Below are 22,530 nucleotides of genomic sequence, written 5' to 3'. Positions count from 1 at the left end.
GACTTTTAACCATTTTAACCAAACTTAACCAAAATGCAAGGGAACATAGCAATGAACCTAATCCAAGGAGGGGGATACATAGGATTATTCGTTACCAAAACACTCCGAATACAAGAAAAACTCACACGTAAAATCTGTAATTCCAGCTAAATTATACCAACATGTAATTTATCTAACCAATAAATTACTCACATTTCATTCAACATACTTTAATCTTTTACCTTAAATACTAGGTACTAGGCTGTTGTTTCGTTACACGAACTTTTAAGAGATAGTTTTCTACTTTCTCTTGGGGGCCTGTACCTTATAGCATTACTCTATTAACAATGGAAATTCAACCAAAATCAGACCTGCATTTAGCGCAGCAAGACGTCTTTTATGCTCAACTATTAAAACCAGAAAGCCCTTTATACAATATTGGAGGTTATATTGTTTTTAAAGGCTACTTTAATATAAACCACTTTAAAACCGCCTTAAGAAGATTACCTTCGACATTTGATTCCTACAACTTAAAATATGACTTTTCAGAAATAACTCCAAAATGTTTTCTAAGCTCAGCTCCCGAAGATATAATACTAAATGAAATTGATTTTTCTGAAAATGTAGCGCCTAAAGAAACGGCTATCAAATGGATGCAATCGCAATTCAACACTCCTTTCAACATTTATAAAAGTCCTTTATATAAATCATCTTTACTGAAAATAAGTGACAATGAGTTCTGGTGGTTTGGCTGTTTTCATCATCTATTTACTGATGGTTATGGGTTTACCTTAATAGCAGATAGCGTAATTAGCTCTTATGACAATTTATGTAAGGACGTAGAAATTTCTGAAATAGCATCTCCTACCTATTTAAATGCAATTAAAAAAAGTAACGAGTATTTACAATCTAAATTTTACGAAACTGATAAAACATACTGGAGCAACAAGTTCAAAGCTATTCCTGAAGCATTACTTCAACCTAATGTTTCTTCAAGTAACGAAGAAGGAGCGAGACACTCAGTTATAATCTCGGATTCAGATCGCGCTCTTTTCAATAGTCTATCTAAGCATACAAATGCGAACTTATCACAGTTTACATTGGCTGCTTTAATTGTCTATTTTGGAAAAACAAAGCAAAAGAAAGAATTCACTTTTGGAACCCCCATTCATAATAGAGCCAGTAGAGTTGAACGCAAAACATTAGGAATGTTTTCCAGTATACTTCCTTTTAAAGGAAAATATGATCCCGACCAATCAATAGTTGAACTCATATCATCAATAAAAAAAGAACAACGGAACGATTATAGACATCGTTCTTTTCCTATTTCACATTTAAACAGATCTTTACAATTATCTTCGGAAAAACGATCACGTTTATATGACATTACTGTTAACTATGAACCTTTCCCTTTTCCTAAATCTTTAGACTCTGGTTTACATATTGAAACTAAACATTTAAATTCTACTACAGACTTATTAAATCCATTATCCTTCCGTTGGTGCGATTATGGCGAAGACTCTTCTTTAGAGCTTAATATAGACTATATTCTAAATTATTTTCATGAAAATGAAATACCATTAATTGCGAACCGATTATTACATATAATAAGACAATTCGCTCTTTCTCTTGATACTCCTGTAAAAGACATTTCCATTATTCCAAAGAACGAATTACAAAAATTAGTCGCTGAGTTCAATACCTCTACCTTTAAGCCTACGAAAGATGAAAGTGTGCTTGATTTATTTGAAAAGCAAGTACAATTAAGTCCTCAAAGCACCGCTTTAACATATAATGGACAACAACTCTCTTATCAAGAATTAAATCGTCGATCAAATCAACTGGCTCATTTCTTAAAAGAAAATAAAGTCAAGTCGAATGATATTGTTGGATTACTTACCGACAAAAGTTTTGAAATGATTATTGGTATTCTAGGTATTTTAAAAGCTGGTGCAGCGTATGTACCTATATCATCTGAATATCCTCAAGAAAGAATCAAGTTTATTATCAGAGATACCAAGCTTAGTGTATTACTTCATACTACGAATATTTCGTTAAAAAACGAAGTACCTTTGGTTATTAACTTGAACAACGATTGGGATAAGGTTTCTTCTTTTTCAAAAAACAATCTTTACAGAGATAATATATCTGAAAGTTTAGCGTATGTAATTTACACTTCAGGTACAACGGGAACACCTAAAGGAGTTATGATCAATCATAATTCCTTGAATAATTACATTCAATACCAGTCAAAATTCTTTAACTTTCATTCAAAAGAAAGTGTTCTTCAATTTTCTAATTTTGTTTTCGATGCTTCTATAGAGCAGTTTTTCCTAGCTCTTATAAATGGAGCAACCTTGGTAATCCCTTCAAAAGACGAAATTCTTGACACTGAAAAGCTACATACTTTATTAATTGATAAAAAGGTAACACACATTCATGCAACCCCAAGTTACCTTCAACAACTAGGTAATCTAGACAGTTGTACTGACTTAAAAAGGATTGTTTCTGGAGGCGAAGTTTGTCCATTAAATCTAGCACAAAAAATTCCTAGTAATGTAGATTTCTACAATAAATACGGACCAACAGAAGCCACTATTTCTGCTACTGAATATAAATTCGATCCAGCTTCAGCCAATTCAACCGTTCTTCCCATTGGACGTCCCATAGCAAACATGGAGCTTTATATTTTGAATAATAAAAATGAAGTTTGTCCTATTGGGGTTTCTGGTGAGCTTTGCATTTCTGGAATTGGTTTATCAACTGGTTATTTGAACAACAAAGAACTCACCAAAGAGAAATTTGTAAAAAATCCATTAAAAAAAGATAGTATAATTTATAAAACAGGTGATAATGCCAAATGGCTTCCTGACGGTACTATCGAATTTATAGGTCGTATAGACAATCAGGTAAAAATTAGAGGGCACAGAATCGAACTAGGTGAGATTGAAAGCGCTTTATTCAAATTACCAGAAGTTAAAAACTGTGCTATACTTACAAGAAAAGACAACCAGAAAAACAACATTCTAATTGGTTATGTTGTCTTAAATGATTCCGGTTCTATCGAGACGATAAAAAAAGGCCTAAAAGAATCTCTTCCCGAATATATGATTCCTACCACTTGGGTATCATTAGAATCTATTCCATTAACAGCAAATGGAAAACTTGATAAGTCGGCTCTACCAGAAACCGATATAAACATCGTTTCTGAAGAAGCATATATGGCTCCTAGTTCTCCTTTGGAAATTGAATTAGCCACTTTATGGCAAAATATCTTGGGAGTGCCAAAGGTTGGAATAAAGGATAACTTCTTTAAACTTGGAGGGCATAGTATTTTAGTTATTCAGCTAATTTCAGAATTACGTTCAAAAGGGTATCGTTTAGAAGTAAAGGATATCTTTAACTCACCTACCATAGAAGAAATTAGCCTTAAAATTGAGGTATCAGAAGAGGAGCTTTTAATTCCTTGGAATCAAATTGCTAATGAAAATAAAGAAATTACACCTTCCATGGTTCCTTTAGCTGAATTAAATAAAAATGACTTATATATAATTACAAAAACGGTTTCTGGTGGAGTTGAAAACATTCAAGATATTTATTCCTTATCACCATTACAAGAAGGAATCTATTATCATCATTTATTAAGTTCAAAAAAAGAAGGAGATCCCTATATTTTTTCAAGTTTATTTTCTTTTGAAACAAAAGATGATCGCAAAAAATTTACAGAAGCCTTACAAGAAGTCATTAAAAGACACGATGTTTTAAGAACATGTTTTATTAGTGAAAACATCACACATCCAGTTCAAGTAGTCTTAAAAGAAGTGGAATTATCTCTAGAAACATTGAAATTAAATAATACCGAGGACATACTTACCCAAGTAAAATCAATTATTGCTGATGGTAAACAATGGATAGACGTTTCAAAGGGACCTCTTATTAATATTCAATATGCGAACGATGAGAGTCAAGACAAGTTTTATTTAGTTTTTAACGAGCACCATTTAATTTCTGATCATGTAGGTTTAAGTAAACTTATACAAGAAATTGATCTTATTTTATCCAACAAAGACAAAGAGCTAGCCAAACCAAAGCTTTATAGAGAGTTTATTTTTCAAATAAGAAACCAAAAGAACAGTCATAAAGCTCAACGATTCTTCGAAAACTTATACCAAGAAATTGACGAACCTAGTTATCCTTTCAATTTATCTGATACTGCTACTCCAGTTGATCAGATCAAAGAAGAAAACCTCCTACTTTCTAAGAAATTGAATTCAGAGATCAGGCTAAAGTGCCAATTATTAGGAATAAGTCCTGCATCTTTTTTCCATGCGGCTTTTGGTATCGTTATTGGACAGTCTAGTAATACCAACTATGCTTTGTTTGGCTCTTTATTTTCAGGAAGGCTTCAATCTTCAACTGAAGTTTCGGATTCACTTGGATTATTCATAAACACACTCCCTGTATTAATTCCTTTAAAAGGAACAGTCAAAGAATATTTAAAGGAGGTACATCAAAACTTAAATAGTTTAATTCCCTTTGAACAAACTTCTATTTCTGAAATTCATAATTGGAGTCCGATTCCAAATGATACTCCAATAGTAAGCGCTGTTTTAAACTATAGACATTCCTCTACTGACCTATCCGTTAATAACACCATTACTCTGGGGGGAACACGGGTAACAATTGTTGATGCCATAGAACGTGGTAATTATCCATTTTTCTTAAATGTTGATGATTATGGTGACTCATTTAAATTAAATGCACAACTCCATCAAAGTATTGCTCCTGAAAGGCTACTTAATTACATGCAAATAACATTAAACCAATTATTATCTGGTTTAAATGAAGACACAGCTAATGTATCGGACATTAGTATTTTACCAAATCACGAACAACAACTTTTAATCCATAATTTTAATGATACAAATTTTCCTTACCCTGATCATAAAACTATCATCGATCTTTTTATAGAACAGGTGAAAAAATCACCGAACTCAATAGCCGTTGCCTATAAAAACGAAACTCTTACCTATGATGAGTTAAATAAAAAATCAAATCAACTTGCTCATTATTTAATTAAAAAAGGAACAAAGCAAAATAACCTTATTGGTATTTCTGTTGATAAAAGCATCAACATGATCATTGGTATTTTGGGAATCCTTAAATCAGGAGCTGCTTATGTGCCAATCGATTCTAACTATCCTCAAAAAAGGATTGATTACATCTTGAATGACACTAAAATTGATATTCTTCTTATAGATGAAACTAGCATTAACATAACTAAAAACCATCAGCAAGTTTCTTCAATTAAAATAGATGACAACTGGAAGCAATTCAATAATTCTCCTATCGAATCTCCGTCAACATCAACAAGTCCCTCTGATTTAGCCTATGTAATTTACACTTCAGGAAGTACTGGAAATCCAAAAGGTGTTATGATTGAGAATAAATCGGTTATCAATTTAATACACTATCAAAGTCAACGTTTTGGTATTGACAACACAGAAAGAATTTCGCAGTTTTCTAACTACGTATTTGACGCCTCCGTAGAACAAATATTTCTAGCACTATTAAATGGAAGTGTTTTAGTATTGGTTCCTAAAGAGGTCACTCTAAATTCAGACAGACTAACAGATTTTATTAATCATAATAAAATAACGCATTTTCATGCAACTCCAAGTTATCTGAGCCAATTAGAGAACTTAGAGAAGTGTAAAACTTTAAAAAGAATCATATCAGGTGGAGAAAGTTGTTCACTAGAGCTTGCTAAAAAATTAGCAAATATTACTGATTTTTATAATGAATATGGTCCTACAGAAACAACTGTTACCTCTACAGAGTTATTATTTTCTCCAGAGAATAATTCCAATAAGCTTCTTTCAATAGGAACCCCAATAGGAAACACGAAAGTATTAATTGTAAATGAAAATAATCATATACAACCTATAGGCGCCTTTGGAGAACTATGTTTAACTGGTGATGGATTGGCTAGAGGTTATTTAAATCAACCTGAGCTAACGACACAGAAATTTATACAAAACCCTCTTAATTCGAATGAACGGATGTATAAATCTGGAGATCTTGCTCGCTGGTTACCAAATGGAACTTTAGAGTTCTTGGGAAGAATAGATAATCAGGTAAAAATAAGAGGGTATCGAATTGAATTAGGAGAGATTGAAAGTACCATGCTTTCAATAAAAGGTATTCAAAATGGATGTGTTTTAGCTCTTAAAGACATTAATAACCTAGAGTATCTTGTTGGTTATGTTGTATCTGAAACAACCATTAATAAAGATGAAATAATTGAAGAGTTAAAACAAACTTTACCCGAATACATGGTTCCTAAAGTTTGGATACAAATTGATACTCTACCGTTAACAACCAATGGAAAACTAGACAAAAGGGCTTTACCTCAGCCATCTGATTCTATTGTTAGAAAAACAACATATATAGCGCCTAAATCCAAAATAGAAGAAGATTTTGTTAACGTTTGGCAAAATATTCTAGGGATTGATCAAATTGGAATTGCTGATAATTTCTTTGAGTTAGGAGGTCATAGTTTACTAATTGTAAAAATAATATCACAACTAAAAAATGCTGGTTATTCCGTTGAGATAAAAGATATTTTTGAAAACCCAACTATTGAAACACTCAGTAAAAAAGTAAACACTGAAACAACTCAGTATTGTGTTCCAAAAAATGGAATAACAACAGATAGTATTGAAATAACGCCTTCAATGGTACCATTAGCAAACCTGAATCAAAAAGATTTAGATGTTATTGCTAATACCATTTCTGGAAAGTCTCAAAATATTCAAGATATTTATACGCTTTCTCCATTACAGGAAGGTATTTACTTTCATCATATGTTAAGTTCTCCAGAAAAAGGAGATTCGTACTTAATTCCAAGTCTTTTTTCTTTTAACTCTTCTGAAAATCGTTCAAGATTTATAGAAGCACTTCAGAAAGTAATAGATCGACATGATGTTTTAAGAACTTGCTTCCTTGGTGAAAACCTTTCACAACCCGTTCAAGTTGTCCAAAGAAAGGCCAAGCTAATACCAGAAGAATTAAACCTTAATGTTTCCAACGATATACTAGGAGAATTAAAGACACTTGTTACTCCAGGAAACCAATGGATGGATATTACTCAAGCTCCATTGATTAATGCTAAATACGCTGATGATCCTCTAAATAATAACTATTACTTAATTGTAAATAGACACCATTTAATCTCTGACCATATCGGCCTTGAAAAAATGATTTTGGAGATTAAATCATTTTTAACAGAGAAAAGTGCTGAGCTTCCTACACCAACTCTGTATAGAGACTTTATCGGAAGATTATTACACCAAAGAGAAGTTAACAATCCGAAAACCTATTTTACCGAGCTTTACAAGAACATCATAGAACCGAGCTATCCTTTTAACTTATCGAACACCTTAACAGATATCAATAATATAAAGGAAAGTGAACTTGTTTTACCAAAAGAAATCAACAACGAAATACGACGTATTTGTAAAGAACACTTTATAAGCCCTGCTTCGTTTTTCCATGCAGCTTTCGCAATTGTAGTTGCAAAGTGCAGTAATACTGATTACGCATTATTTGGCTCATTATTTTCTGGAAGGTTTAATAATGCTACTGAAAGCTCTAACTCATTAGGTTTATGCATTAATACTCTTCCTGTATTGATAAATATTGAGGGAACTGTTTTAGAATATATTCAAAAAGTAAACACTCATTTACAAGGGTTACTTCCGTATGAACAAACCTCTATATCTGATATTCATAAGTGGAGTGCTATTTCAAATGGTACACCTTTCATAAGTTCGTTGTTTAACTATCGCCATACGGAGTCAGCTTTAAACCATGGTGATATCATTAAAATGGGAACAGTTGAAATGTCATATTTAGATTCATATGAACGCAGTAACTATCCTTTTTCTTTAAATGTTGATGATTTTGGTAATGCCTTCAAACTTAATGCTCAAGTTGACAATAGTCTTCATCCTGAAAGACTGGTATCGTATATGCTTGAAGCTTTAAAACGCATGTTAAAGGAATTAAGAAATAACAATACATTAAGCATATCAAACATTTCTATACTTCCAAATAGTGAGAAACAACAATTAATCGTTGATTTTAATGATACCAACGTAACCTATACAGATCACTTAAACCTTATTGATTTGTTTGTTAAACAAGTGGTTGAATCACCTGATTCAATTGCAATTGTTTATAATGGTTTAGAATTGACATATAAAGACTTAGATCAGAAATCAAATCAACTAGCCAATTATTTACTAGCCTCTAAAAACATTCAATTAGAAGAACCTATTGCCGTTATTCTTGAAAGAAATCCTTGGCTAATTATTTCCTTTTTAGGTATACTCAAAGCAGGTGGTGTTTACGTTCCTATCGACTCAAAGTTCCCTGAAGAAAGACAACAATATATTCTTGATGATAGCAATAGCAAGATTATCATTGATCAACCTTTTATTGAAACATTTGAAAAGGAGATAAACAAACACTCAAAAAGTTTACCCAAAGTAGCCATTTCAATGAATAATTTGGCTTATATAATTTATACTTCGGGTAGTACAGGAAAACCCAAAGGTGTTATGATAGAGCATAAAGGAATTGTAAACACAATTACAGCCTTGATCCCTGGTTTTTCTATCCATAAAAACTCTAAAAATCTTCAATTTGCGAGCCCGTCTTTTGATGCTTCTATTTGTGAAACCTTAACTTCTTTACTGTCTGGAAGTGCTCTTTATATCATAGAAGAATCTAAAAAATCTGATGTTAACTTCTTTACTAATTTCATTAACGAGTACGGAATTACCTCAGCGATTATTCCACCAGCATATTTACAATTGTTAGAGATTGAAAAATTAAATAGTTTAGAAACTATTATATCTGCTGGAGAGTCAATCTCATTAGACTTAGCTGAGAGAATTTCTAATCATTGCAACTTTGTGAATGCTTATGGTCCAACAGAAACCAGTATTTGTGCCACTCTGTTTAAAGGTTCTGCCAAATCATTAGTTTCTATTGGAACTCCAATAAACAATACTCAAGTATACCTATTGGATGACAACAATACTATGCTTCCGCTTGGAGTAACTGGCGAGCTATGTATTGCAGGAACAAGTCTAGCAAGAGGTTATCTAAATAAAGATGTGTTGACCTCAGAAAAATTTATTCAAAATCCTTTTAGTAATAATCCTGAAAACAAACTCTACAAAACAGGAGATTTAGCTCGATGGCTTCCTGATGGAAATCTCGAATTCATGGGACGTACGGATGATCAAGTTAAAATTAGAGGATATCGAATTGAACTTGGTGAAATAGAAAACACACTTTCTACAATCAATGGGGTTATTCAACATGCTATACTTCCTTTAAAAAACAAAAACAACACAAATAATTTAGTCGCTTATGTTGTTTTAGAAAAGGATGTAAATAAGAATCAGATTCAAGAGGCACTTAAAAAGCAATTACCAGAATATATGGTACCATCTATTTGGATTGAAATGGATGGTCTGCCAATTACTACGAATGGAAAAGTAGACAAAAAAGCGCTTCCGAAACCAAGTGAAGATCTGATTTCTTCTTCGGAATACGAGGCTCCAAGAAATAAAACGGAACATCAATTAGTACTCATTTGGCAAGAGTTATTATCTATTGAAAAATTAGGTATCCATGATGATTTCTTTGAATTAGGAGGGCATTCATTACTGGCTACTCGACTTGTTTCTAGAATTCGTACCGATTTAGGTTTTGAAACCACTATTAAAGCTGTTTTTGAATACAAGACAATCGCCTCATTTTATGAGTATATTACTTCAAGAGAAGATAAAGATGTATTACCCCTTATAACCGCTCAAAACCGAGGAGAACTCGCTCCTTTATCCTTTAGTCAAGAACGATTGTCATTTATAGACAAACTACAAGGAACCACAGAATATCATATGAACTTTATTGTAAAGTTAAAGGGAGAGATTCATGCCGATATTTTAGAAAAGTCACTTCAATACATTATTCAGCGTCATCAAGCATTAAGAACTTTATTGGTTGAAAAAGACGAAGAAGAGTTTCAAAAAATTATCTCAATGGGTTCTTGGAAACTACATCAAGAGTGCCTAAGAGGAAAATCTATCGAAGATCGTATAAAACGATTTGTGACAACTCCTTTTGACCTTTATAAAGACATTAAATTAAGAGCTGCTTTATTTGAGGTTAATGAAAGAGAATTTGTTTTTGCATGTATTTTCCATCATATAGCCAGTGATGGATGGTCTATGAAAATTTTTATTGATGAATTGAGCCAAGTTTACAACTCTTATCTCAAAGGAGAAACTCCAGAATTACAAGAGCTTAACATTCAATATTCTGACTACGCTACTTGGCAACGTACCAATCTAGAAGGAAATATCATAAATAAGCAATTGACTTATTGGGAAAACAAACTAAAAGACACTCCAAGTCTATCATTCCCAACAGATTTTCAACGTCCTGCAAAACCTAGTTCTGAAGCCGCTTCTGAATCTATAGAACTCGATCTTTCATTATCAAATTCTCTAAATGAAATATGCTCTAAAGAGAATGTTACTCTGTTTATGCTTATGCTGACTGGATATAAAGTTTTGTTGAGTCGTTATAGCAATCAAGAAGATATTTGTATTGGAACACCTATTGCTAATAGGACTCAAACAGAGCTCGAAAACATGATCGGATTCTTTGTTAACACCTTAGCTCTACGAACGGATTTAAGTGGTAATTTAACCTTCAATGAAATCTTAAGTCAAGTTAAAACAACTACATTAGATGCCTACGATCATCAACTTACTCCGTTTGAAAAAGTGGTCGAAAAAGTGGTTACAAAAAGAGATTTAAACACTACCCCTCTATTTCAGACATTATTTTCTCTTCAAAATACATCTTCGGAAAAACATCAACTAGCTCTTGAGAATATTGAAACTATCAATTATTCACTCGATAGAATTAGTACAAAATTTGATTTTACGTTAGATGTTCTCGAAGTGCGAGGAAAACTTAAATTAGTAATGGGGTACCGAACCTGCTTGTTCAAAAAGGAAACCATTTCACGATTCTTAAGTCAGTACAAAACACTTCTTGAAAGTATTGTAAAAAACAGACATGAATTTATTCATAGTTTACCTATCATATCCTCTAAAGAAAAAGAGGCATTACTCAATTTCAATACTTTCAACAAACCAATATTAGACTATACGTCTATAGTAGATCAAATCGAGAAGAAAACGCTCGAAACGCCAAAAGCGATCGCTTTAAGTTTGAATAATAATGAGTTGAGTTATGAGCAATTAAATGAAAAATCAAATCAGTTAGCAGGTTTCCTAAAAAACAAAGGGGTAAAATCCAATGATCTTGTCGCCATTAGTATTGATAGGAGTTTTGAAATGATAATAGGTATTTTAGGAATCTTAAAAGCTGAAGCTGCTTATGTTCCTATTGATCCTACATTCCCTCAAAAAAGAATCGACTTTATTCTAAATGATATTCAGGTAAAAGTTCTTCTGGTTGATCAAAAATCTATTTCAATTGTTCACCACAAGGAAAATATTCAGGTCATTTCACTTGATGAAAACTGGAATGATATTTCACGTTTTCCGAAAGCTAATATGAATCATTCTTTTGACAAAGAAAGTTTGGCCTATGTCATTTATACCTCTGGGAGTACAGGAACCCCTAAAGGCGTTAAAGTTGGTCATAAATCGCTTTCAAACTATATAAATTATCAATCAAAAACATTTAAAATTGATCCTGAGGAGAGAATTCTTCAGTTTTCAAATTTTGTTTTCGACGCCTCTGTCGAGCAACTATTTTTAGCATTAACGAATGGTTCAACTCTAGTACTAACCTCAAAAGAGGTCATTCTAGACCCTGTAAGATTTTGTGAAACTTTGAGTAATCAAAATATAACACATTTACATGCTACTCCAAGTTATCTAACTCAGTTAACAGACCTACCAAATTGCGAAAGTCTCAAAAGAGTCGTTTCCGGTGGTGAAATGTGTAATCTAGAATTGACTCATATAATTCCAGAAAACACAGATTTCTTCAATAAATATGGACCAACCGAAGCTACGATATCAATTACGGAGCATCAATACGATGCTTCAAAAGTGTATGACAACTCGCTACCAATAGGTAAACCTATTAACAACAGCGAAATTTATATTCTAAATAAAAACAACCAATTACAACCTATTGGTGTTGCGGGAGAGCTGTGTGTTTCAGGTGATTGTTTATCTTTTGGCTATTTAAACAATGAAAAATTAACCCAAGAAAAGTTCGTTTCAAATCCTTTCAAAAAAAACAGTCTTATTTATAAAACGGGCGACTTAGCTAAATGGCTACCTGATGGAAATATTCAGTTTATTGGACGAATCGACGAGCAAGTTAAGATTAGGGGTTACAGAATTGAATTGGGCGAAATTGACAGTGCTCTTTCCACAATTAAGGGTGTTATTCAACATTCTGTGCTTGCCGTAAAAAACAAGAATAACATCAATAACCTTGTTGCATATATCGTTTTAGAAAAAGGTATAAACAAGCAATTCATCCAAGAGGAATTAAAGCAGCAATTACCAGAATACATGGTTCCTTCAATTTGGATTGAATTAGAAGCAATGCCAATTACCACCAATGGAAAAATAGATAAAAAAGCGCTTCCTAAACCTAATGACAGCCTAATTTCAACTTCGAAATACCAAGCTCCTAGGAATGAAACTGAAAAACAATTAACTCTAATTTGGCAAGAGCTTTTATCTATTGAGAAAATAGGTATTCATGACGATTTCTTCGAACTTGGAGGGCATTCATTACTCGCTACACGACTTGCTTCTAAAATACGTTCAAGACTGAAATTTGAAACTGCCATTAAAGAAGTTTTCGAATATAAAACAATAGCATCATTTCATGATTATATAACATCTAGAAAAGGTAAACAAATACTACCAGCTTTAGTTCCGCAAAATCAAGATGAATATGCTCCATTATCTTTCAGTCAAGAAAGACTTTGGTTTATTGATAAACTTCAAGGATCAACTGAATACCACATGCCTTTTATTGTAAAATTAAAAGGAAATATTAATGTTGATATTTTAGAAAAATCACTACGCTACATAATCGAACGCCATAGAGCACTTAGAACCTTGCTTATTGAAAAAGATGGAGAGGAGCTTCAAAAGGTAATTCCTTCGAACTCGTGGCAGCTTCATAAAGAGCAGCTTTCCAATTCTATGACTGAAGAATATTTAAAGCAATTTGTGATGACTCCTTTTGATTTTTCGGTAGATTTTAAAATAAGAGCCACTTTAATAGAAACTGGTAAAAAAGAATTTGTTTTTGTTTGTGTTTTTCATCATGTAGCAAGTGATGGATGGTCCACAAAAATATTTATAAACGAGTTAAATACAGTTTACAACTCCTTTACTAAGAACGAAACTCCTAAACTGCAGAAGCTTGATGTTCACTATTCTGATTATGCTATTTGGCAACGTAACAATTTAGAGGGTGGTATTATTAATGACCAATTAACATATTGGGAAAACAAGTTACAAAATACTCCTAATTTATGGTTGCCCACAGATTTCACTCGTCCTAGTCAACCGGATTCTAATGGTGCCACTGCTTCTCTAGAGCTGGATGTTACATTATCAAATTCATTACATCAATTGTCTTCTGAAGAAAACGTAACTCTATTCATGCTGATGTTAACTGGATACAAAGTGTTTCTGAGTCGTTATAGTAATCAAGAAGACATTTGTGTAGGTACACCTATTGCTAATAGAACTCAAACGGAACTTGAAAATATGATCGGATTCTTTGTTAATACATTAGCTTTAAGAAGTGATCTAAGTGGCAATCGAACATTTCACGAAATCTTAAACCAGGTTAAAAACACCACACTAGATGCTTACGATAATCAACTTGCTCCATTTGAAAAGGTAGTTGAAAAAGTAGTTTCTAAAAGAGATATTAGTACGACTCCTCTTTTTCAAACATTATTCTCTCTCCAAAATAAATCTTCGAAAGAGCATAAATTGACTCTTCAGAATATTGAAGCCCAAAACTATTCTCAGGAAAAGAAACATGCCAAGTTTGACCTTACTTTAAACATTTTCGAGATAGAAGGAAGATTGAAATTAGTAATGGGATATAGAACTAGCTTGTTTAAAAAAGAAACTATAACTCAGTTTTTAAGTCAGTACAAAACACTTCTTGAAAGTATTGTAAAAAACAGGCACCAATTTATTCATAGTTTACCTATTTTATCTTCTGAAGAAAGAAAAACAATACTTAACTTCAATTCTCCGAAAAAACCGAATATTGACCAAACATCTGTAATTGATCAATTTGAAGAAAGAGTTCAACAAACACCTTTTGAGGTAGCCTTAAAACTAAACAATAATGAATTAAGCTATGAGCAACTTAATGAAAAATCAAATCAACTGGCACATTTCCTAAAAGACAAAGGAATACGTTCAAATGATCTTGTTGGAATTAGTATTGATAGAAGCTTTGATATGATTGTTGGTATCTTGGGGATTCTAAAATCTGGAGCAGCTTATGTCCCAATTGATCCAACCTTTCCCCAAAAACGAATCAATTTTATCTTAAATGACACTAAAGTAAAAGTTCTTTTAGTTGACAATAGTTCTGCCCCATTTATTGACAATAGTTTAGAAAACCATGTTGTTAATCTCACTGAAAATTGGGAAGGTATTTCGAGCTACTCTAAAAACAATATTGAACATACATTTAATAGTTTAAGTTTAGCATATGTTATATACACCTCTGGAAGTACAGGAACTCCAAAAGGAGTAAAAGTTGGTCATAAATCGCTTTCAAACTATATAAATCATCAATCAAAAACATTTAAAATTGATTCAGAGGAAAGAATTCTTCAGTTTTCAAATTTCGTTTTTGATGCATCTGTCGAACAACTGTTTTTAGCGTTGACGAATGGTTCTACCTTGGTACAAACTTCAAAAAGTATCATTCTCGATCCAATAAAATTCTGTGACCTTTTAATTGAAGAAAAAATAACACATTTACATGCCACTCCAAGTTACCTGAGTCAGCTAAAGAACCTTCCTAATTGTGAAAACCTCAAAAGAGTAGTTTCTGGTGGAGAAGTATGTAATATCGAGCTAATCAAGGGAGTTCCTGAAAACACCATCTTTTTCAACAAATATGGGCCAACAGAGGCTACTATCTCTGTTACTGAACATCAATATGATGTTTCCAAACAATATGGTAATACCTTACCTATTGGTAAACCTATTGACAATGCTGATATATATGTTCTAAACAAAAACAATCAGATACAACCCGTTGGAGTTGCAGGAGAACTATGTATTTCAGGAGATTGTTTATCTTTTGGTTATTTGAATAATGAAAAATTAACTCAAGAGAAATTCGTTTCAAACCCATTTAAAAAAGGCAGCCTTATTTATAAAACTGGCGACATAGTCAAATGGTTACCTGATGGGAACATTGAGTTTATCGGACGAATTGATGAACAAGTTAAAATTAGAGGATATAGAGTTGAGCTAGGTGAAATTGAAACAACAATATCAAATATTACTCATGTAAAACAAGCTTGTGTTTTAGCAAAAAGCAATGCCAAAGAGGAAGCTATATTGATAGCATACATTGTACTAGACGAAGGCATATCGGCAGACAATTTAAAGAAATCTCTGTCGGATTTACTTCCCGAATATATGATTCCTTCAAGTTGGGTTACACTTGATGAAATTCCTTTAACTCCAAATGGTAAACTGGATAAAAAAGCATTACCTGAACCCAATCTAAACTATACAAAAAATGATGACTTTGTTGCTCCTGAAAATGAAATTCAAGAGATACTAGTCGAAATTTGGCAAAAGCTTCTCAATATTGAAAAAATCGGAATCCATAATAACTTTTTCGAATTTGGAGGTCATAGTTTATTAGTTATAAAAATGATTTCCGAGTTAAGAGCTTTGAACTATTCTGTAGAAGTAAAGGATGTATTCTTAACTCCTACTATTGCAGGAATTTCAGAAAAATTAAGAACTACAATAGTAGAATATGTTATTCCTGAAAACGGAATCACAGCGGAAATCAAACGAATTACACCTTCAATGGTTCCATTGTCAAACCTTAATCAAGAAGAAATTGACAGTATCATTGCCAGAATACCGAATGGAATTGAAAACATTCAAGATATTTATACACTTTCCCCATTACAAGAAGGTATTTATTTCCATCATTCTATGGGAAGTTCCGATAAAAGTGATGCATATTTATTTTCTGGACTTTATTCTTTCAATTCTCCTGAAGATCGCTTAAAATTTATTGAAGCACTACAAAAAGTTATTGACCGTCATGATGTTTTAAGAACATGTTTCTTTAATGAAGAGTTATCTCAGCCTGTTCAAGTAGTTCAAAGAAAAGCTCAACTCATTAACGAGCAATTAAACCTTACATCAAACAACATTTTAGAAGAATTAAAAGAGTTAGTTGCTCCAGGGAATCAATGGTTAGATGTTAGCAAAGCTCCATTGGTTAATGTAAAACATGCCGATGATCATAAAAACAGCACCTATTATTTGATCATTAATAAACACCATTTAATTTCTGATCATATAGGTTTAGAGAAAATGATTGCGGAAGTAAACATGTTTTTAAATAACCAAGAAAACGAACTGCAAAAACCATCTCTTTATAGAGACTTTATTGGTGCTACTCAACATAATCAGGCAACGAATAATGCAGAAAGTTTCTTCAAGAAAATTTATAATAAAGTTGAAGAAGCAAGTTATCCTTTTCATATTCAAAATACTTCAACCAACGTTTCAAATATAAAGGAGAGTCGCACTTTATTACCTGATGACTTAAACAATAAAATACGAAATATTTGTAAAGACCATAAAATGAGTCCTGCCGTACTCTTCCATGCTGCTTTTGGAATGGTGGTTAGCCAATGTAGTAATACCGATTATGCTATTTTCGGCACCTTATTTTCTGGTAGATTACAAAACTCAGCAGATGTTTCGGAGTCAATTGGACTGTGCATTAATACACTTCCTTTTTATATAGAACAAACAGGAAATGCTCTGGAATATATACAAAAGGTTAATGCTCATTTAAATGATCTTCTCCCATACGAACAAACTTCAATGTCAAACATACATAAGTGGAGTGCTATTTCCAACGATGTTCCATTGATTAGTTCTTTACTCAATTACCGTCATTCTAAACCAAATCTTAATGACGACAATAAGGTAATGATGGGTGATATTGAAGTATCGTCAATTGATAGCCATGAAAGAAATAACTACCCATTTTCATTAAATGTAGACAACTTAGAAACTGGATTTTATCTAACCGCCTTAGTTGATGAAACCATTGATGGAAATAAGGTGATATCTTATATGATCGAAGCCATTGTTTCGTTAATAGAAAATGTTATCAACCAAAGTGATGCTCCAATAAACACCTTATCTGTTTTACCTGAAAGTGATCAAGAAAAAATATTAATTACATTCAATAATACAGATTTATCATACCCAAAGGATGAATCAATTATCGATTTGTTTGAAAAACAAGTGGCACTTAGCCCTAACAACATTGCTATTCTTTCGGGCACGAAAGAACTCAGTTATCAAGAACTTGATGCTAAATCAAACAACATTGCTATTTCTTTAAAAGGTAGGGGTGTTCAAGAAGGCGATTTTGTTGGTATTTGTTTAGAGAGAAGTATTGATCTTATTGAGAGTATTTTAGGGATTTTAAAATGCGGAGCAACCTACGTTCCTCTAGACCCAGAATATCCTCAAAGTAGAATTGAATATATCATTGAAGACAGTAACATCAATCTAATCATTACTAAATCTACAGACTCAGAAATTATTTTCAATGACTCAATTCAACTATTGTTTGTTGATAAGGAACTAACTACAAAGAAAGATTATTTACGTTTAAATCCACAAAGAGCAACTCTAGAGAGTCTAGCTTATATCATGTACACATCAGGAAGTACGGGTAAACCAAAAGGTGTTATGGTCAACCATAAAAACGTGGTTAGTATAGCCATGAGTTCAGATTATATCACACTAGATTCAAGTACGGTTTGGCTATCTACAGGTTCTGTTGCTTTCGATGCTACTACTATTGAATACTGGGGTACACTTTTAAATGGTGGTAAATTAGTTTTAGAGGATACGCAAACACTACTAGATCCAAATAGTTTAGAGCAAGTCATTAATCATTTTAAGGTAAATACGCTTTTTATGACTTCTTCTTGGTTTCATCAGGTAGTAGAGACCAACCCAACAGCGTTTAAAAACTTAAGCTACTTAATGGTTGGTGGTGATATTGTACTATTCAATTTAACCAATAGATTGATGAAACAATTCCCTAAACTTCAAATTATGAATGTTTATGGTCCAACTGAAAACACGACCTTTTCTACTGTGTATAAAAAAACTTCGGAATTAGAAAGTAATATTCCTATTGGTAAACCACTTAAAAACAGAACTGCCTATATTATTAACTCTAACCTAATTCCTTGTCCGATTGGAGTTGTTGGTGAGTTATGTGTTGGAGGTGATGGTGTTGCTAATGGATACTTAAATAAACCTGAACTCACAGAAGAGAAGTTCATACAAAATCCATTCTCAAATGAAATAGAAAAGATTTACAAAACTGGAGATTTAGCACGTTGGCTACCTGACGGAAACATCGAATTTATTGGTAGAATTGATAATCAAGTTAAAATACGTGGTTATCGAATTGAACTAGGTGAAATTGAAACAGCCATATCTTCACTGCCAGGGGTTATTGAACAATGTGTTTTGGTACTAAAAAATGAACACAATAGTATTCTTTCTGGATATTTAGTTCTTGAAAAAGGGATTACAAAAGAGAAAATTCAGGAAGACTTAAAATTAAAAATTCCTGACTACATGGTTCCTCAAGCATGGGTTGAACTTGAAAGCATGCCGCTTACTACCAATGGAAAAATTGATAAAAAAGCGTTACCAAAACCCGAGATTCTTTTATTATCAACAACTCAATATGAAGCTCCTAGAAATGAAACTGAAACAGCTCTTGTTGAACTATGGAAGGACTTATTAAGAATAGATATTATAGGAATTCATGATAACTTCTTTGAACTAGGAGGGCATAGTCTTTTAGCGACTCGTTTAGTTGCTAAAATTAGATCAGAGCTCAAACTTGAGGTAAGTATCAAAGATGTTTTTAAGTTTAAAACGATCGCTTCAATATTTGAAAACAGCATTCAAAATGCAAGCAAAACCAGAATTCCTTCTGTAACACCTAAATCATCCAAAGAGTTAATACCATTATCATTTAGCCAAGAAAGATTGTGGTTTATTGATAAACTTCAAGGATCAACAGAATATCATATGCAGTTTGTGATCGAATTAAATGGACGTATAGACGCCTTTGTTTTAGAGCAATCAATTAAGCATATAGTAAAAAGACATGAAGTTCTTAGAACTGTATTAGTTTCAGAAAATGAACAAGAGTATCAACAGATAATTTCCGAAGATAATTGGGAAATGCAAAAAGATATAATTTCTGACAAAAACTTGATTGATATTGACGTAAGAAACTATATACAAACTCCTTTTAATCTTTCCAAAGATTATATGTTGAGATCAAAACTGTACGAAGTTCATGAAGAGAAGCATATTCTTGCCATTGTTATTCATCATATTGCTGGTGATGGATGGTCAAAAGGTATTTTAGTTGATGAGTTTACCTCTATTTATGACTCCTTAAGTAAAGGTGAACAACCTCAACTACCTGAAATATCTATTCAGTATTCTGATTATGCTATTTGGCAACGTGAACATTTAGAGGGAAGTATTATTAACGAACAACTTAACTATTGGAAAACCAAACTAGACAATGTTTCGAACTTAGCCTTACCAGCTGACTACCCTCACTCAAGAACTCAAAATACCGAAGGAGAACTATTTTCTTTAATTCTTGATGAAAAACTATCCAAATCATTACAAGCTATTTGCCAAGAAGAAGAGGTTACTCTTTTCATGCTTCTATTAACAGCATTTAAAGTATTATTGAGTAGATATAGTAATCAAAATGATATCTGTATTGGAACACCTATAGCTAACAGAACTCAGGTTGAATTGGAACAGATGATAGGTTTCTTTGTAAACACATTGGCTCTTCGAAGCAATTTCGCTGACAATCCTAGTTTTATTGACGCGCTAAATACTGTAAAAACAACAACACTAGAAGCATATGATCATCAATTAGCGCCTTTTGAAAAAGTTGTTAATGCCACTGTTTCTGAAAGAAATATTAGTACCACTCCTTTATTTCAAGTGATGTTTGCTCTTCAAAATGCACCTGAAGAAAACAATGAACTTCGTTTAGGCGATACTACTATTTCAAGTTATAATTCAACAGCTGTACTTGCTAAATTTGATCTTTCCTTAGACGCCTACGAAAACGATGGACAGATAAAACTGTTGATGAATTATAGAAAAAATCTGTTTGCACAAAAAACAATAAATCAGTTATTACATCATTATAAAGCTCTTTTAGAACAAATTGTTGATAATAGAATACAAAGAATTCAAAACATAAACTTCTTAACTGAAAAAGAAGAACATCAACTACTAGTAAATCTAAACAATTCGGTATTTAACTATCCAAAAAGCAAAACACTTGCCGAACTATTTAAAGAACAAGTAACCGAAACCCCTAACAACATTGCTCTTCTATACAATGAGCAACAGCTCACGTACAAAGAACTAAATGAAAGAGCGAATAAAGTAGCTCATTATTTATTAAAACAAGGTGTTAAAGCTGATGATTTTATTGGGATTTGTGTAGATAGAAACATTGAAATGATTATAGGTATTTTAGGAATTTTAAAAGCTGGAGCAGCTTATGTACCGATAGATGCTGGTTATCCTGAAAAAAGAATTGAACATATCTTGAACGATACAAAAACTAAAATTGTATTAACAGATAAAAACAGTTCAATTGCAGTTGAAAGTAAGCCTAATATCTCTCTATTCAGATTAGATGAAGACTGGTCTCAAATTGAGAATTTCTCTAAAGAAAATCCAATAACCAATTCAAAATCATCAGATTTGGCTTATGTCATCTATACTTCTGGAAGTACAGGAACGCCAAAAGGAGTAATGATTGAAAACCGTTCTGTTGTCAACTTAATCCATTATCAAATAAAAGAATTTGATTTCTCTGACAAGGAACGTGTTTTACTATTTTCAAATTATGTTTTTGATGCTTCCGTTGAACAGCTATTTTTAGCTTTGTTAAGTGGAGCTGGACTCGTTCTTGCTTCTAAGGAGGTTATCTTGAATCCGAATAAGGTGGTGAAACTTATAAATAAACACCAAATAACTCATATTGATGGTACTCCTAGTTATCTGGCTCAATTGACCGAATTAGAAAACTGTTCAAGTGTAAAAAGGATAATTTCCGGAGGAGAAAGCTGTTCTCCTGAGTTAGCTAAAAAACTTTCTAGTTTTGCTGAACTTTATAATGAATATGGTCCGACAGAAGCAACCGTAACCGCTACAAAGCTTCAATACAACTCCCAAAATAACGCAAACGAATTGGTTTCTATCGGAGCTCCTATTGCTAATACGGAAGCATACATAATAAACAAAGAAAATCAATTACAACCAATTGGGGTATTTGGAGAGTTATGCTTGGCAGGAGACGGTCTTGCTAGAGGTTATTTAAACCATATGACACTTACTCAAGAAAAGTTTGTAAATCATCCATTCAAAAGTGGCAAACGTATGTACAAAACTGGAGACATTGCAAGATGGTTACCCAATGGTACAATTGAGTTTATAGGAAGGATAGATGATCAAATAAAAATCAGAGGATACAGAGTTGAACTTGGAGAAATAGAAAATGCGCTCCTCGCCATTGAAGATATTCATAGCGGTTGTGTTCTTGCTAAAAAGGATAAAAACAACTTGGATTACCTAGTTGGATACGTCGTGTTTGAGTCAGCTCCTATAAATAAAAATAGGATTATTCAGGAATTAAAAACAAGTTTACCTGAGTATATGATTCCGAAGATTTGGATTGAAATTGAAGCATTGCCTCTCACCGTAAACGGAAAACTCGATAAAAAAGCATTACCAGAAGTTGACAACTCATTATTGACAAATAAAGAATATGTAGCGGCCAGAACTTCTACTGAAAAAGCTCTTACAACAATATGGCAACAATTACTGAGCATAGAAAAAATCGGCATATATGACAACTTCTTTGAATTAGGAGGTCATAGTTTATTAGCCACCCGCTTAGTTTCTGCCATAAGGCAAGAGTTTGAAATTGATATTGCAATTAGAGAAGTATTTGAACATGCTACTATTGAGGGCCTTGGAATTCTAATTGATTTATTCAAAGACACCAAAAACAACGAAAAAGACGAAGAAGATTTTAACGAAATTATTGAGATATAAC

General features: G+C 32.6%; 1 protein-coding gene. It reads left to right on the top strand.

All coding sequences use genetic code 11. The features are described 5' to 3' along the window. The first annotated feature begins 326 nt into the window (after window positions 1-326). Window positions 327-22,529: a non-ribosomal peptide synthase/polyketide synthase gene (locus tag ACKTTV_RS01545; protein WP_408029040.1), complete on the top strand. Its 22,203-nt coding sequence runs from the start codon at window positions 327-329 to the stop codon at window positions 22,527-22,529. Window position 22,530: the final 1 nt, after the last annotated feature.

Origin of the sequence: Tenacibaculum xiamenense (assembly GCF_964513065.1) — a bacterium.
Classification (GTDB): domain Bacteria; phylum Bacteroidota; class Bacteroidia; order Flavobacteriales; family Flavobacteriaceae; genus Polaribacter; species Polaribacter xiamenense.
The sequence above is the reverse complement of the archived record's forward strand: the minus strand, read 5'-3'. Positions and strand labels throughout refer to the sequence as shown.

What these genes read in the sequence shown, in the direction of transcription:
- ACKTTV_RS01545 (WP_408029040.1), top strand. Translation starts at nt 327, where the DNA reads ATGGAAATTCAACCAAAATCAGACCTGCATTTAGCGCAGCAAGACGTC.